At 43.4% G+C, this 14683-nt stretch carries 18 protein-coding genes; all 18 read left to right on the top strand.

What is annotated here, in order from left to right; translation table 11 throughout:
- Positions 1-35: 35 nt before the first annotated feature.
- Genes GPK83_RS00200 through GPK83_RS00285 form a run of 18 tightly spaced genes read left to right on the top strand, consistent with a single transcriptional unit; the run spans position 36 to position 14679 of the window.
- Entirely contained in the window at positions 36-1772 is a 1737-nt protein-coding gene (locus tag GPK83_RS00200; protein WP_252196173.1) for a flagellar M-ring protein FliF C-terminal domain-containing protein, read from the top strand.
- On the top strand, positions 1750-2808 hold the full coding sequence (gene fliG / locus GPK83_RS00205; protein WP_215703697.1) for a flagellar motor switch protein FliG: 1059 nt from the start codon (positions 1750-1752) through the stop codon (positions 2806-2808). The genes GPK83_RS00200 and fliG overlap by 23 nt, the downstream gene beginning before the upstream one ends.
- Positions 2786-3613, top strand: a complete 828-nt coding sequence (locus GPK83_RS00210; protein WP_117483999.1) for a FliH/SctL family protein — start codon at positions 2786-2788, stop codon at positions 3611-3613. Before fliG ends, GPK83_RS00210 begins: the two co-directional genes overlap by 23 nt.
- A 39-nt stretch (positions 3614-3652) precedes the next feature.
- Complete coding sequence (locus tag GPK83_RS00215) at positions 3653-4954, top strand: FliI/YscN family ATPase (protein ID WP_015553129.1); 1302 nt, start codon at positions 3653-3655, stop codon at positions 4952-4954.
- A 24-nt stretch (positions 4955-4978) separates the two neighbouring features.
- On the top strand, positions 4979-5437 hold the full coding sequence (locus GPK83_RS00220) for a flagellar FliJ family protein (protein ID WP_015553130.1): 459 nt from the start codon (positions 4979-4981) through the stop codon (positions 5435-5437).
- 1 nt (position 5438) lies between these two features.
- Complete coding sequence (locus GPK83_RS00225) at positions 5439-6662, top strand: flagellar hook-length control protein FliK (protein WP_215703698.1); 1224 nt, start codon at positions 5439-5441, stop codon at positions 6660-6662.
- A gap of 18 nt (positions 6663-6680) precedes the next feature.
- A complete protein-coding gene (locus tag GPK83_RS00230) occupies positions 6681-7250 on the top strand; it encodes a flagellar hook capping FlgD N-terminal domain-containing protein (RefSeq protein WP_015553131.1) in 570 nt (189 codons plus the stop codon).
- Between the two features lie 16 nt (positions 7251-7266).
- Positions 7267-8187 (top strand): flagellar hook-basal body complex protein, encoded by a 921-nt coding sequence (locus GPK83_RS00235; protein ID WP_117566868.1) that lies wholly within the window; start codon positions 7267-7269, stop codon positions 8185-8187.
- A 5-nt stretch (positions 8188-8192) separates the two neighbouring features.
- Positions 8193-8396 carry a flagellar FlbD family protein gene (locus GPK83_RS00240; RefSeq protein ID WP_015553133.1) on the top strand — a complete coding sequence of 68 codons (204 nt, stop codon included), beginning with the start codon at positions 8193-8195 and terminating at the stop codon, positions 8394-8396.
- Between the two features lie 12 nt (positions 8397-8408).
- Positions 8409-9227, top strand: coding sequence for a MotA/TolQ/ExbB proton channel family protein (locus GPK83_RS00245; protein WP_215703699.1), 819 nt, complete (start codon positions 8409-8411; stop codon positions 9225-9227).
- The gene (locus GPK83_RS00250) at positions 9224-10165 is read left to right on the top strand and encodes a flagellar motor protein MotB (RefSeq protein ID WP_015553134.1); all 942 of its coding nucleotides are present in this window, start codon (positions 9224-9226) and stop codon (positions 10163-10165) included. Before GPK83_RS00245 ends, GPK83_RS00250 begins: the two co-directional genes overlap by 4 nt.
- Positions 10166-10180: 15 nt before the next feature.
- Positions 10181-11272: a FliM/FliN family flagellar motor switch protein gene (locus GPK83_RS00255; protein WP_015553135.1), complete on the top strand. Its 1092-nt coding sequence runs from the start codon at positions 10181-10183 to the stop codon at positions 11270-11272.
- Between the two features lie 56 nt (positions 11273-11328).
- Positions 11329-11691, top strand: coding sequence for a response regulator (locus tag GPK83_RS00260; RefSeq protein ID WP_015553136.1), 363 nt, complete (start codon positions 11329-11331; stop codon positions 11689-11691).
- Positions 11692-11711: 20 nt separating this feature from the next.
- Complete coding sequence (gene flgC, locus GPK83_RS00265; protein ID WP_015553137.1) at positions 11712-12161, top strand: flagellar basal body rod protein FlgC; 450 nt, start codon at positions 11712-11714, stop codon at positions 12159-12161.
- Positions 12162-12181: 20 nt separating this feature from the next.
- Positions 12182-13483, top strand: a complete 1302-nt coding sequence (fliN, locus tag GPK83_RS00270; protein ID WP_215703700.1) for a flagellar motor switch protein FliN — start codon at positions 12182-12184, stop codon at positions 13481-13483.
- A gap of 1 nt (position 13484) precedes the next feature.
- Positions 13485-13751, top strand: a complete 267-nt coding sequence (gene fliO, locus GPK83_RS00275; protein WP_015553139.1) for a flagellar biosynthetic protein FliO — start codon at positions 13485-13487, stop codon at positions 13749-13751.
- Positions 13744-14400, top strand: coding sequence for a flagellar type III secretion system pore protein FliP (gene fliP / locus GPK83_RS00280; protein ID WP_015553140.1), 657 nt, complete (start codon positions 13744-13746; stop codon positions 14398-14400). The genes fliO and fliP overlap by 8 nt, the downstream gene beginning before the upstream one ends.
- A 15-nt stretch (positions 14401-14415) precedes the next feature.
- Entirely contained in the window at positions 14416-14679 is a 264-nt protein-coding gene (locus tag GPK83_RS00285) for a flagellar biosynthetic protein FliQ (protein WP_015553141.1), read from the top strand.
- Positions 14680-14683 lie beyond the last annotated feature (4 nt).

Genomic DNA, 14683 nt, shown 5'->3' on the forward strand with positions numbered 1-14683 from the left:
ATTTTTAATATTTGCTATATATGGAAATGCAAAGGATGAATGGAACAGTGCAGAATCTAAAAGAAGCATGGCAGAAGATGCCAGGGAAAACAAAAAAAATGATCGCAGTCATTGCAGCGGGGACGATTATCCTGGCGGCAGCCGGACTTCTGGTCCTGAATATAGGCACGAAAAAAGGATACAGTACCTTGTTTACAGGAATGAGCTCGGATGATGCCCAGGCAGTTGTAAGTCTTCTTCAGGATGAAGGTGTTGATTACAGATACAATGACAAAAACGGCTCTGTCCAGGTAATGTCAGATACAGTAGATAAGACCAGGGCTGAATTGCTAAGCAAAGGATATCCTAAAAGCGGCTTTACTTATGATATGTACCGTAATAATGCGGGAATCATGAGCACTGAAAAGGATAAGGAAAAATATACATTGTATGAACTTCAGGATCGTCTTGGTGCCCAGATCGGATTATTTGAAGGGGTACGTGATGCAAAAGTGACCATAGCAGAAGGCGGAACCCAGAAATATGCACTGGATGATACACAGCAGACAGATGCATCAGCCTCTGTTGTGGTGACAATGGATCCCGGACAGGATCTGACAGATACAAAGGCAGCTGCTATCAAGAACCTGATCGCAAGAGCTGTAAAGGGAATGAATTTTACCAATGTTTCTGTATTTGATGCTGCTACCATGATGGAAGTCGGCGGTGAAGATGAGGCAGGTAATACTGCCGGTACAGGAAAAGATGTAGCGGAGCTTACCAGTCAGGTAGAAAAAAGTATAGCAGGAAATGTGCGCCGTGTCCTGGAATTAATGTATGGTCAGGGAAAAGTTGCAGTTTCTGTAAAAGGCACACTGAATATGCAGAAGCTGATCCAGGAAACAGTCCAGTATACCACTCCGGATAAGGTTGACCAGAATGATAAAACAGGACTGCTGGAAAAAGAAGAAACAGCAGGGGAGAATACAGGAAGTACGTCTTCGGGAAATGGAGGCGCAGCAGGCGCAGATGCTAATGCAGATACACCCCGTTATACGGGCCAGACAGGCACACAGGCAGGTTCAGATACATATTCCAACAACAGCGCAATAAGAGAGTGGCTGTATAATTCCACAAAAGAACAGCGCCAGATCGATCCGGGTGTTCTGGAAAATACAACAGTAGGCGTTACTATTGATACAGATGATACATCTATTGCAGACGCAGATCTGGTCAGTCTTGTAGCTAATTCAGCAGGTATTACCCAGGAGGACGCTCCTTCAAAGATCACGGTGATAAGAGCCCTTTCAGCAGCCAGTAAAAACACAGATGCAGTGCCGGTAACAGCACCGGCACAGAAAGCAAAGCTTCCATTGCCTCTTTTGATCGCCATAGGGGCAGGTGGGCTGCTTCTGGTATTGCTGATTGCTTTGCTGATACTCAGCAGGCAGCATTTGAAAGCGTCAGAAGAAGAAAGACAGGCACTGTTGGAACAGATACCGGATGGAGGTGCGATTACTGAAGATTCTCAAAATGCCATTGCCGCCGACAATAAAACTAAAAATGATGGGAATATATCCTTGTTAACTGAAGAGGAACAGTCGGCGCTTCAGGGACAGGACGATGAACTTAAGAAAAATGAAGAAATTTTAAATCTGAAAATGCAGCACAGTCTGAAATTAAAACAGGAGATCGGTTCCTTTGTGGATGAAAATCCGCAGATCGCAGCAAAACTGATCCAGAATTGGCTGCTTACTGGTGGAGGAAACGATGGCAGAAATAGGGGAAAGTAAGATAACAGATATTACCGGGGGATCCGAACTGGATAAAATGGATGCGCGGGCGAAAGCAGCAGTGGTAGTTGTGTCTTTGGGAGCAGACCGCGCTTCCCAGATTTATAAATATCTCAGTGAACAGGAAATCGAAGACCTGACTTATGAGGTAGCAAAGCTTGGAAAAACAAATAATGCCCAGGTGGAGAATGCATTAGATGAGTTTTATAAAATGTGCCTTACCCACAAGATGATGACAGATGGAGGTCTGGATTATGCCAGAAGTGTACTGGAAAAAGCTTTTGGAGAAACCACAGCCAGAAATCTTCTGGAAAAAGTATCCAAGACTCTCCAGTCCAAGCCATTTAACTTTTTTACAAAGGGAGATCCCAAATCCCTTCTTGCCCTGCTCCAGCATGAGCGGCCTCAGGTGATCGCTCTGATCATGGCTTATATGGATCCTCAGCAGGCGGCCCAGATACTGGAACAGCTTCCAAATGAAAAAAGGATACCGGTACTGGAAGGCATGGCAAATATGAGCCGTGTATCTCCTGAGGCAATAGCTATTGTGGAAGAGGAAATGAAGCGGAAATTCGCTACGATCATTACCAGTGAGGATAATATGAACCTGGGCGGTATTGATTATGTGGCAGATGTAATGAACCATGTTGACCGAGGAAACGAGAAACAGATCTTTGATGAAATGGATAAAGATAATCCGGAACTGTCAAAAAGCATCAGGGACAAGATGTTCATGTTCGAGAATATCATCGATATGGATCCAAGATCTGTACAGCGTTTTATCAGGGATTGCGATTCCAAGGATATTGTATATGCATTAAAGACTGCATCAGAGGATATGAAGAACGTATTCTTTGCAAATATGTCCAAGCGTATGGCAGAAACAGTCAAGAGCGATCTGGAGATCACTACCAATGTAAGACTGAAGGAAGTGGAAGAGGCACAGCAGCGTATTGTTAATCTGATCCGTAAACTGGAAGATGCAGGAGAAGTAATAATCAATAAGGGAGGAGATGACGATAACATTGTTGTCTGATCAGGATACAGGCTTTGAAAATAAAGCCAGAGTCCGGAAGCTTCCCTTACAGGTATTTACGGCACCGGATGCACAGAAACCAGAAACAGAAAAGCAGAATAAAAAAGAAACGGAAGCTTCTTTAAATGCGGACAATGATACATACAATGGTCTGGAATGCAGTCAGGAACAAATAGAGCTGGGGCTCAGGGAAAAAGAAAAAATATTAGAAGAAGCCCGGAAAGAAGCGGCAGCCATTGAACAGGAAGCAAAGGAAAAGGCAGAACAGATCTCTGAGGAAGCCCAGATGAAAGGATTTGAAGAAGGCAGACAAAAAGGCTATGAAGAGGGACTGATTAGGGCAGAAAAGGAAAATGAGGCGAAACATCGTGAAAATCAGCGGTTTTTTAAAGAAAGCCTGGAAAAAGCCTTAATAGAGATCAACAAAGAAAAAGAAAAATGCCTCAGAGAATATCTGGAAGAATTAAAAGATATTGCTGTGGCAGTGGCTGAAAAAGTGATCCATATCAGCCTGAGATCCAGCGGTTCTGTTATAAGCAGGATGATAGAAGCTGAAACAGAAAAACTGCAGAAAATGGACTGGGTCAAGATCTATATGGAAAAAGAAGACTATGAGACCATGGTTCAGGCAGATGGACATCTGGCAGAGAAACTGTCACGGCTCTCTGACAACGTCAAATTTATAGTAATGGAGGACGGAAAATGCGGAAGCTGTATCATCGAAATGCCGGACGGGATTATAGATATGAGTGTAGATACCCAGCTTGAAAATATACACAGACTTGTAGACAACGCCAATACATAAAGATTTTATGGATACATAAAGTACACAGAGGTGAAAACCATGTATGAAAATCTCCTGAAGTTAATACAGCAGGCAGAAACAGCAGACCGCATTGGAAAAATTGAAAATGTAGTGGGAATGTCAATGGAAGCTTCCGGAGGCAGATCCGGTATTGGTGATATTGTTATGATCTACAATGAAGCTGAGAACTGTCAGGTTCCTGCGGAAGTGGTAGGATTCAAAAATGGCAAAATACAGCTGATGACCTATGAAAATATCAGCGGGATCACAGCGGGAAGTTTTGTCCGCAATACCGGATGCCGTTTGCAGATACCGGTGGGAGACTTCCTGAAAGGCCGTATCATCAACGCGCTGGGGCATCCCATTGACGAAAAAGGAGAGTTTCCCCCAGGGAAGCTTTATACAGTAGACAGTGCCTATATCAACCCTCTTAACCGTCCTCCTATCAGGGAACATCTGGAATTTGGGATTAAGGCCATTGATGGTTTAAATACCATTGGAAAAGGTCAGAGAATGGGGATTTTTGCAGGCTCCGGTGTTGGAAAAAGTACATTGATGGGAATGATCGCCCGGAATGTAAAAACAGATATCAATGTGATCGCCCTGGTAGGAGAGCGAGGCAGGGAGGTTCTGGAATTTGTTAAAAAGGATCTGGGAGAAGAGGGCATGAAACGTTCTGTCCTTATTGTAGCCACATCAGACCAGCCGGCAATGCTGCGTATGAAATGTCCCTTGGTTGCAACAACGATCGCTGAATATTTCAGGGATCAGGGAGCAGATGTGCTGCTGATGATGGATTCTCTTACCAGATATGCCATGGCACAGAGGGAGATCGGTCTTGCTATTGGAGAACCGCCTATAGCCAGAGGTTATACACCTTCTATTTATGCAGAATTTCCAAGGCTTCTGGAAAGAAGCGGGAATTTTGCAAAAGGTTCCATTACCGGGATTTATACGGTACTGGTGGAGGGAGACGATACCAATGAGCCGGTGGCTGATACAGTCAGAGGTATTTTGGATGGTCATATTGTTTTAAGCAGGCAGCTGGCTAATGCAAACCATTTTCCGGCTATTGATATCAGTGCAAGTATTTCACGTCTTATGAATGATATAGCCGGGGAAGAACACAGGAAAGCAGCTTCAAGGTTCAGGAACATGTTAAGTCTTTATCAGAAAAATGCAGACCTGATCTCCATTGGCGCTTACAAAAAAGGTGCAAACAGTGCTCTGGATGAAGCAGTTGACCGCATAGGTGATATGAATAAATTTCTGGAACAGGAAACAAATGAAAATATCCCTTATGAGGAAAGCATAAGGAGAATGGAAAAAATCGTGGGTTAGCAGTTATAGGAGATGATACTTAAGATGAAGAGATTTAAATACAGTCTTGAAAATGTACTTCATTATAAGGAACAGATTCTGGACAGCATTAAGGCAGAACATGGTACACTTCTGGCACAGATCCGGAAAAAAGAAGCAGAGATACAGGAACTGGAGAACAAGCTGGTATCTGCCCAGAATAAGATGGATGATTTGAAAAAACAGGATGTACAGATAAAAGATATTTGTCTTTATGGTATGTATATCAGTGAAATGGAAGATCAGATCCGGAAAAAACAGGAACAGTTAAAGCTTTTACAGCAGCAAGAAGAAAAGAAAAAAGTACAGGTGATCGCTGCAAAGATAGATACGTCCCGTTATGAAAAGTTAAAGGACAGGCGGCAGAGTGAGTATGAAAAAGCTGCTAAAAAGGCACAGGAGCTGTTTATAGAAGAATTTGCTTCAAGAACAGCCAGATATTCTCAAAACAGGGAGGTAATCTAGGTTGAGCAGGATTGAAAATACCGGTCAGATAAAAACAGGATATTCTGTGAAGTCAGGTACGAACCCAGAAGAAAAAGTGGAGAATGGGTCAGATTTTGCATCGATGCTGACAAAATACAAGAAAAAAGCAGCCCAGGATGACGAAACAAAAAAAGCAGAAACAGGGGAAACAAAAAATAAAGAAACACAGCCAGAAGAAACCAAAAACAGTGGAAATGAAAAACAGGTTAATGGCAGGCAGTCCGGAGAAAACGTAAAAACAGATGAAATAAAAGCAGAAATAAAAGTAACGGACATACAGGACGGAAAGAACAGCCAGGATGGAGAAAAAGAGCAGGAGCAGGAACTGGCAGCTGCCTATGTTTCTGAAGCCTGTTACAGGACCTTTGTACAGATAACAGCAGAAAATAGTAAAACGCCTGCTGTTTACAACAATGAAATAAATGGAATACAAGATCTGGCTGTACAGACAACGGTGGAAACAGGAATGGAGGACCAGACGGCAGCGGTCAGTACCATACAGCAGACAGAATCCCCCCACACAGAATCCCCCCACACAGAAACAGCTGTCCATGCAGATGACTTAAAGCTCCGGAACAGATCGGACCAGACTGGAGAGAAAGAAAAATCAGGAGAGGCAGAAGAAGCCGGGCAGTCAAAGCAAACTGCCAAAATGAACCGGGAAGAAGAAATACCAGACCAGAAGGAACATATTTCCGGAAAGGAAATGACAGCCCTGGCATCGCCCGGTTATACAGGAACTGTTGAAAGTTCAGCTGGCACAGCAGCAAAACCAGCTGCTGTTGATACAGGACCGGCAGACCGGCTGCCAACAGCCCAGGATACATTGACAGAGGATCTGGGAAACTACCTGGATACAAAGATCAGTGAAAAAAAAGGAAAGCTGGAGCTTTCCCTGGAGCCGGAAAGGCTTGGAAAGCTGACTATCCGGCTGGAGTATGAAAAAGGAAAAACAGAGGTCACTATTTTTTCAACCAGTGCAAAAACACTGGAGATATTAAGCAAAGAAGCAGGGCATCTGGCACAGATCCTGGAAGAAAAAACAGGAACTCCTACTGTTATTTACACACCGGAACAGACTGAAAACAGGCAAAACATGGATCAGGATACCGGTCATGGCAGAAACGGCAGGCAGGATCAAAAAGAGCAGCGCCAGAAGCAGGATGACAGCTTTGCCCAACAGCTAAGGCTGGGACTGACCTAGAAGGAGGATTAAAGTGATATGGCAGATCAAATAACAGTCAGCAGCACTGCAAACCCGTATCAGGCAGGTGTTTACAGTGCCGGATCCAACAGCAAGAACACGATGGATGTAAACAGCTTTATCAAGCTGTTAGCAGCACAGCTTTCCAATCAGGATATGACAAGCCCTATGGATAACAGCGAAATGATGTCCCAGATGACAAATATGGCAATGGTCCAGTCACTTACTGCCATGACAGAGTCATTAAATACATCAGCTGCTGTTACAACTCAGACATATGCAGGCAGCCTGATCGGTCAGGAGGTAACTGTGGCGGTTACGGATCCTGATACCGGGGCAGCAAATGGCGTGAAATATGGGAAGGTAATTTCTGTTGATTTTACCCAGGGAGATCCGGTGGTACGTCTGGAAGGTGATGATACCAGCTATAAGATGTCCAGTGTCCTGGGAGTAGGAAAGCTTCCAGAGAAAGCAGATGAAAAAGATCCTGACAGAGGATCTGAAAAAACAGATAAGATCACAGAACAGTTAGCAAATGCAGATCTGAAAGACAGAGGATCTGAAGATACAGAAACAGAAGAAATGTAAAAAGGAGCAAAAGAATATGTTAAGAGCAATGGATTCAGCAGTATCAGGTCTTAGGGCGCATCAGAACAAACTGGACGTCATCGGCAACAATATTGCAAACGTAAATACATTTGGTTTTAAGTCCCAGAGCTACAGCTTTAAAGAGGCGATGTACCAGACTTCCACCACCTCCACAAAGGGAAGCGAGAATGCCGGTGGTGTAAATGCAGCCCAGTATGGATATGGTTCCATGATGGGTTCCATCAGTACGGATATGAGTGCCTCTACACCAACCTATGTAGGTGGTCTTAATGCAAGTGTAGACGGAGAAGGCTTCTTTATTACATTCCCAAAGAGCACAGAAACGGTTACAGTAGCGGATATGAAGAAAACGGACTTTGATTATACCAGAGTTGGTCAGTTCAATATTGACGGAAACGGATATCTTACAGATGCCAACGGAAATTTTGTTTATGGTTTCCGTCCGGATGAGGTAGATAAGCCAACGAGATTTGATGGAGATCTTGTAGCCATCAAGGTTCCTAGTGATGTAACAGGCAATGATTTTGGTGATGCTCCGCTGCAGCTGACAAATGTAAAGATCAACAGTCTGGGAGAGATTTCAGGTACAGTAAAGTCAACGGATCCGGATAAGGATGGAAAAACCGTCAGCATCGGTAAGGTTGCCATTGCCACCTTCCAGAATCCGGAGGGCTTAAGCAAAAAGGGTTCTTTTTACTATGGGGCAGCAGAAAGCGATAACAGTGGTAATGCTTCCGCTACGATCCCAGGAGGAAGCACCTCTTCTTTAATGACCGGATATCTGGAGGCTTCCAATGTGGATCTTGCAAAGGAATTTTCTGATATGATCACAACACAGAGAGGCTTTCAGGCCAATTCAAAGATCATCACAGTCAGTGATGAGATCCTGTCTGATCTGATCAACATGAAGCGGTAAGGAATATGATCTGTGTAGAACGACTTAACGGAGAAATTTTATATCTGAACTGGCTTCAGGTTGAATTGATCGAACAGATCCCGGAAACAAAGATCCGTATGATGAATGGAGATTACTATCTGGTAAAAGACAGTGTAGAAAATATCAAAGATCAGGTGGCCGGGTTCTTTCAAAGATGTGTCAGCATAAAAAAAGAGATGCAGATTTAGGAGGAAAAGCAGGTGGATCCTACAACATTACTAGGTATAATCCTGGGTTTTGCTTTAATTGTAAACGGAATCGGTTTTGCTAAGATTGGTAACTTTATTGATATCCCCAGTATGGTCATTGTAATTGGTGGGGCTCTGTCAGCAACTTTGTCCAGCTATCCATTAGGGATATTAAAGGATATCCCAAAGCATTTTGCAGTACTTATAAGGGGAAACCGCTATAATATCCCTAAATTGATCGAACAGCTTGTAGATCTGGGAACCATAGCAAGGCAGAGCGGCCTTCTGGCGTTGGAGGATAAAGCGGCGGAGATCAAGGATCCTTTCTTTAGGCAGAGTGTCCTGATGATCGTAGATGCAAACGATCCGGACAAAGTAAGGCTGGTTCTGGAAAGAGAACTGGATAATATGATGGTCCGTCACGACCAGGCGGCAGGTCTTTATGAAAAAGCTGCATCTTATGCACCGTCCTTTGGTATGATAGGTACCCTGATCGGTTTGATCAACATGCTGAAGGGAATGAATATGGATGCAGGCGGTTCATCTACTATCGGCAGTGACATGTCAATAGCATTGATCACAACCTTTTACGGCTGTATTCTTGCAAATGTTATTTTTAATCCGATCGCAAAGAAACTGAGGATCCGTCAGGATGAGGAAGAACTGTATTGTTCTACTATCATTGAAGGGATCATTGCCATACAGGCAGGAGAAAATCCAAAATACCTGAGGGAACATCTTCTTGCATCGATTAAACAGTCACAGCAGCAGAAGATCCTTGCAAAAACAGAAGGTGGAGATTCTCAGGGGAAGGAACAGGAAGATAAATGAGTAAGAAAAATCGCCCCACAGACAGCGGCGGCAACTGGATGGATACTTATGGAGACATGGTAACATTGCTGCTTACATTTTTTATCATGCTGTATTCCATGTCTAACCTGGACGCACAGAAATGGACTATTTTTGTGAAAAGCATCCCAAACATACAGAACCAGGGATCAGAGAATATTACCATTAATTCCCAGATGTCAGATACCCCAGAGGTGGATAGCAAAGGCCAGGAGATCGGCCAGGAAGATCTTCAGGCAGAAGATGTAAATAAGCTGTATCTTACGATCGCTGAAAGCCTGAATCAGGCGGGTGTAAAGGAGGCTACGGTCATCAGGGGAGATGATTATACTTATGTTTCTTTTGCAAATAATGTGTTTTTCGGTGCAAACAGCTCCGTGCTTACACGGGAAGGACAGGCAGTCCTCTATACATTTGCAAAAGCCATAGCTCCTGCAGCAGGTGGGATTGAACAGGTTAATATCATGTCCCACACTGCGAAAGTAACAGATAATTCACAGATCAATCCACAGATTATACGAAAAGACCGTATCCTTTCGGCGATGAGATCTGCAGAAGTATGTATTTATCTTCAGCAGCAGAATGTAATAAAGCCGGAGAAGCTGGTGGATATAAGTTATGGTGAATATCGCCCTATAGCAGATAATTCCACAGAAGAAGGAAGGATAAAAAACCGCAGGATTGAATTTTTGCTTTTAGATAATGGGGCAAAAGAAAGAGACCTGAATGAGTATTATAAAGAGTTTAAGAGCGGTGAATATGCGAATACTACAGTAGTAACAGTAGGAGAGTCACAAAGCTCTTCCCAGGGTGGTGAAACCGTACCGGCAGATACAGAGGCACCGGTAGATACCGGTGCAGCAGATGCAGGTGCAGAAGATGCAGGGTCTGTGGAGGAAATGCAAAATACCAGTGAATAAGAGAGGTCAGGAAGAATGGCAGATGTTTTATCACAAAGCCAGATAGATGCACTTTTAAAATCCATGAGTGCAGATGCACCAGCACAGGAAAAGAAAACCGAATCTGTACAGCCTCTGTCACCAGAAGAAAAGAACTATATTAAATACGACTTTTTCAGCCCGAGGAAATTCACAAAAGAAAAAATGAAGATCCTCAGGAGTGTATTTGAGAATTATGCACGTATTCTTACTTCCCAGATCAACGGTATTTTCCGCGTGATGACGGACATAACGGTGCTGGATGTACAGGAAAGAAGGTATTACGAATACGTAAATGCCCTTCACGAAAACGACTGCATGACAATGATAGACGCATCAATAGCAGGAGAAGAAAAAATGAGTGTTCCACTGATGCTGTTTGTAACTCCGGGTATGGTGATTACACTGATCAACCATATGCTGGGGGGCGAAGATGTTGTAGCAGTAGAGGATGATTACCGGTATTCCGACGTGGAACGTGCTTTGTACAAGCGGATTGTAGAATATATGACAGGTGCTTTAAAGGATGGATTTTCAAATTATGTGAGCATTGCTTTTTCCGTAGAACATGTAGAAGAAAATCCAACCATGGTCCAGGATGTAGGTCTGGATGAAACAGTAGCCATTATCATTTTAAATGTGGACATATCTGGACAGGCACAGGAAAAAGTAAAGATCTGCCTTCCGGGCAATCTTCTTACGGTGATCTTTCACAGTATTGACAACCGCAAGCACCTGGCAAGAGGATTTTCTTATCAGGATAATAAAGAGAAGATCATGGATAATATCCGTTACTCCAAACTGCCTATTACAGGACAGCTTGGCACGGTACAGCTGGATCTGAAAGGACTTTATCAGATCCAGGTAGGAGATGTGATCGATCTTGGAAAGCCAAAAGACAGTCCGGTCAGACTTTTTGTAGGACGTCAGCCTTGGTTTACAGGACAAATGGGATGTTATAAGAAAAATGTGGCTGTGAAGATTGAAAAATGCATTGCGTCACAAATAGAAGAAAAGAAAACGGATATAATGCCGCAGAAGGAAGAAGATCCTGATAACAGTGACGGATCTGTAAAAGAACAAGGATAAATACGCTCCGGAATACGGGAGTATAAATAAGAATGAAGGAAGAAGAGGAATAAGAAATGGCTAAGATAATGCTGGTAGACGATGCTGCTTTTATGAGGATGATGATCAAGAAAGCTCTCAGTTCAAGTGGATATAACGATTTTATCGAGGCACAGGATGGGGCAGAAGCAGTAAAAAAATACAGTGAGGAAAAACCGGACATGGTAATTATGGATATCACCATGCCAAATATGGACGGGCTTCAGGCTTTGAAAAAAATTCGTGAAGGTGATCCAAATGCCAAAGTTGTTATGTGTACAGCAATGGGACAGGAAAGCATGGTTGTAGATGCGATCAAATCAGGTGCCCGTGATTTTGTGGTGAAGCCTTTTGATGCACAGAGAATTGTAAAAACTGTAAATGACATTTTAGGAAAATGATCCATAAGGAGGGAACTGTTATGGCATTTTTAGGTTCATTCGATATAAGCGCTTCTGGAATGAGCGCACAGCGTGTCAGGATGGATATTGCGGCAGAAAATATAGCAAATATGGACACAACGCGGACAGAGTCAGGTGGTCCATACCGAAGGAAAAATGTACTTCTTGAAAGCTATTCAGATACGTCTTTTGCCCAGGCAATGGAAAATGCAGCACGGGGAAAAGGAATAACCAGCCGTCATGCAGGAGTAAGAGTTTCTGGCATTGTGGAAGATGACAGAGAAGCTAAGAAAGTTTACAATCCGGATCATCCGGATGCGGATGCAGACGGCTATGTGACTATGCCAAATGTGGATGTGCTGAAAGAAACGGTAGACAGCATGTCAGCGACCCGGTCTTATGAAGCAAATGTAACAGCATTAAACGCAATTAAGCTGATGGCTCAGAAAGCACTGGAAATCGGTAAGTAGAAAACAGGAGGAAAATAAGAATGGGTGCACTCAGCTTTAATGAGATGGAAATAGATGCTCTTGGGGAGATGATGAATATCAGCCTTGGAGCATCAGCGACAGCAATGTCTACCCTTTTGGGATCTACCGTTCACATCACGACTCCAAAGGTAAAGATCCTTACAAGGGATCAGTTTGAGTTTAAAAAGCTGGAACCGGCAGTAGGAGTAGAAATCGCTTATGTAGAGGGCCTGGAAGGAAGCAATATTATGATGTTCAGCAGAAATGACGTGCGCATCATAGTAGGAACCCTTCTGGGCGAAGAGGTACCAGATGATAAATTTGAACTGGATGAGATCAACAGAAGTGCTATTTGTGAGGTAATGAACCAGATGATGGGTGCTTCAGCAACGGCACTTTCAGAATTTTTGAAATTTACAGTTAATATATCCACACCAGTTTCTTTTGAGATCACAGACGCAGAAAGCTTTAAAAACAAGTATTTTCCGGAAACAATTCCTATGGTGGTCATTTCCTTTACCCTTGAGATCGAAGGAAAGCTGAAAAGTGAGTTTTTAAATATTATGCCGGAAAAGCTTGCCAAAAGGCTTTTGGAACCATTTGAGATATCCCTGGAAGAAGCAGCAGAGGTTCAGACAGAAAATAAGGAGTCAGGATCAAAGGCAGCAGAAGAAACTGCAGAGAAGGTAATAGAAGAGGCAGCAGAGAAAGAAAAAACGCAGCCTGATCCAGAACCAGCACCAACCCCTGATCCAGAACCGGCCCCACAGCCAGCACCAACCCCGCAGCCAGAACCGGCCCCGCAGCCAGTACCTACACCGCAGCCAGCACCTACATCGCAGCCTGTATATTCCCAGATTCCAGCTGGTATTTCAGCAGATATGAATCCGGCTATTTTACAGCTTTTGAATCAGATGCAGCAGTCACAGGTGCAGATGATGCAGTTGATGCAGGATATGGAAAAACGGGAACAGGAAGGGAAAAAGGAATCCAGGGAACCTGCCCTGATCCGGCCGGCCAATGCGCCTGGTCTTGAATCTTCTGGAAGTGAAAATGGAGAAGAAAGCGCCAACCAGGAAATGCTCATGAAGGTGCCGTTGGAGATATCAGTGGAAATAGGACGCACTAAGAAATTGGTAAAGGATATTCTGGAGTTTACCCAGGGATCTCTTGTAGTCCTGGACAAAATGGCAGGAGAACAGGCAGACCTGTATGTAAATGGACAGTGTGTTGCCAGGGGAGATATTGTAGTAGTAGAGGATAATTTTGGTATCCGTATTACCGATATTGTAACCAGGGATATCAATCCGGAGAGCCCTTAATATGATAACAGATATTGTTTCTACAACAGGTATGCTGCTTGCTTTTGTAGTCATTTTGTTTTTGGCATGGCAGGCAAGCCGGTACCTGGGGAAGAACGCCCCTTATGGAAATAAAGGGGGAAAGATGCGGATACTGGAACAACTAAAAGTAGGAAATGATCAGTACATTATTCTTCTTAAACTGGATGAAAACCAATATCTGCTTGGGACTAGTCAGACGGGGATCCAGGTTCTGGAACGGTTTAAGGAGGAGAAAACGAATGAATGAGCTGATTACAGGCTTAAATGGAGGAAATGTTCCTGCGCTGGATATTATCATGCTGCTTACCTTTGCAGCATTGCTTCCTTCCATTGTGGTTATGATGAGTTCCTTTATGCGTATTATAATCATACTTTCTTTTACGAGAAATGCAATGGGAGTCCAGCAGACACCGCCTAATATGGTATTAACAGGCATGGCACTTTTTTTGTCGCTGTATATTATGAGTCCGGTTATAGGTCAGATCAATACGGTTGCCTACGAGCCCTATAAAAATGGGGAGATCACACAGCAGGAGGCAGTAAGCCGCATGGCAGATCCACTGAAGCAATTCATGCTTCGCAATACAGAGAAGGATACGCTGGATCATTTTGTACAGATGTCAAAACAGGAAGTTAAGAAAGATGTGAAAGAATATCCTCTTACTGTTGTTGTACCGGCTTTTATGACCAGCGAATTAAAAAAAGGGTTTCTTGCAGGATTTCTGATTTATCTTCCATTTCTGCTTATAGATATAGTGGTGTCTACCACCCTTATGTCCATGGGTATGGTAATGCTTCCGCCAACTATGGTCTCTCTTCCCTTTAAGTTACTTTTATTTATTACAGTAAATGGCTGGGAACTTTTATTTTCCAGTCTGGTACAAAGCTTCCGGTAGGAAAGAGGTGGGAATATGACAGAAGTGCAGATCCTGGATATCATGTATGAAGCATTCCAGCTGGCAATGAAGCTGTCGCTGCCATTTCTGTTGATCAGTATGATCGTAGGTGTGGTCATTGCTGTTTTTCAGGCAGCCACACAGATCAATGAACAGACAATGACATTTGTCCCCAAGCTGCTGGCTATTATGGTGCTTTTAGGTTTTTTAGGAAGTTCTATGCTGGTCATGCTTCAGGAATTTTTTCAATACATAGTGGAATTGATCGCAAAGGGGTAAAGAA

Source organism: Clostridium sp. MCC328 (assembly GCF_018785465.1).
In the GTDB taxonomy this organism is placed as follows: Bacteria; Bacillota; Clostridia; order Lachnospirales; family Lachnospiraceae; genus Pilosibacter; species Pilosibacter fragilis.

What these genes read in the sequence shown, in the direction of transcription:
- flgC (WP_015553137.1), top strand. Translation starts at nt 11,712, where the DNA reads ATGGCATTTTTAGGTTCATTCGATATAAGCGCTTCTGGAATGAGCGCA.
- GPK83_RS00260 (WP_015553136.1), top strand. Translation starts at nt 11,329, where the DNA reads ATGGCTAAGATAATGCTGGTAGACGATGCTGCTTTTATGAGGATGATG.
- fliP (WP_015553140.1), top strand. Translation starts at nt 13,744, where the DNA reads ATGAATGAGCTGATTACAGGCTTAAATGGAGGAAATGTTCCTGCGCTG.
- GPK83_RS00210 (WP_117483999.1), top strand. Translation starts at nt 2,786, where the DNA reads ATGACGATAACATTGTTGTCTGATCAGGATACAGGCTTTGAAAATAAA.
- fliO (WP_015553139.1), top strand. Translation starts at nt 13,485, where the DNA reads ATGATAACAGATATTGTTTCTACAACAGGTATGCTGCTTGCTTTTGTA.
- GPK83_RS00200 (WP_252196173.1), top strand. Translation starts at nt 36, where the DNA reads ATGAATGGAACAGTGCAGAATCTAAAAGAAGCATGGCAGAAGATGCCA.
- GPK83_RS00240 (WP_015553133.1), top strand. Translation starts at nt 8,193, where the DNA reads ATGATCTGTGTAGAACGACTTAACGGAGAAATTTTATATCTGAACTGG.
- GPK83_RS00230 (WP_015553131.1), top strand. Translation starts at nt 6,681, where the DNA reads ATGGCAGATCAAATAACAGTCAGCAGCACTGCAAACCCGTATCAGGCA.
- fliN (WP_215703700.1), top strand. Translation starts at nt 12,182, where the DNA reads ATGGGTGCACTCAGCTTTAATGAGATGGAAATAGATGCTCTTGGGGAG.
- GPK83_RS00250 (WP_015553134.1), top strand. Translation starts at nt 9,224, where the DNA reads ATGAGTAAGAAAAATCGCCCCACAGACAGCGGCGGCAACTGGATGGAT.
- GPK83_RS00255 (WP_015553135.1), top strand. Translation starts at nt 10,181, where the DNA reads ATGGCAGATGTTTTATCACAAAGCCAGATAGATGCACTTTTAAAATCC.
- fliG (WP_215703697.1), top strand. Translation starts at nt 1,750, where the DNA reads ATGGCAGAAATAGGGGAAAGTAAGATAACAGATATTACCGGGGGATCC.
- GPK83_RS00215 (WP_015553129.1), top strand. Translation starts at nt 3,653, where the DNA reads ATGTATGAAAATCTCCTGAAGTTAATACAGCAGGCAGAAACAGCAGAC.
- GPK83_RS00285 (WP_015553141.1), top strand. Translation starts at nt 14,416, where the DNA reads ATGACAGAAGTGCAGATCCTGGATATCATGTATGAAGCATTCCAGCTG.
- GPK83_RS00235 (WP_117566868.1), top strand. Translation starts at nt 7,267, where the DNA reads ATGTTAAGAGCAATGGATTCAGCAGTATCAGGTCTTAGGGCGCATCAG.
- GPK83_RS00220 (WP_015553130.1), top strand. Translation starts at nt 4,979, where the DNA reads ATGAAGAGATTTAAATACAGTCTTGAAAATGTACTTCATTATAAGGAA.